Here is a 257-nt window from a genome sequence, read left to right on the forward strand (position 1 = left end):
AGCCCGCTTACGGCTCCCCGAGGCATTTCGTTGTTCGCCACGTCCTTCTTCGGCTCCTAGCGCCTAGGCATCCTCCGTGTGCTCTTAGTAGCTTAACCTACTAATCCGCGATACGTAGTATCGTCGGTTTACCTTCAACTAAAGGATGTTTCTTGCTTCGCTATCTAGTTTTCAAGGAACAAAGATGTTTGCCTCAGCAAAATATCTAACCTCAGATATTCACTTTAGCAACCACGCCGTTTTTAGCGGCGAGATCT

The 257-nt window shown here is 47.9% G+C and carries 1 rRNA gene; it reads right to left on the minus strand.

The window, feature by feature from the left end:
* Positions 1 to 98, minus strand: a 23S ribosomal RNA gene (locus tag KJS47_RS23895); the annotation flags it as partial.
* Positions 99 to 257: the final 159 nt, after the last annotated feature.

Source organism: Paenibacillus sp. J31TS4 (genome assembly GCF_018403265.1).
GTDB lineage: Bacteria > Bacillota > Bacilli > Paenibacillales > NBRC-103111 > J31TS4.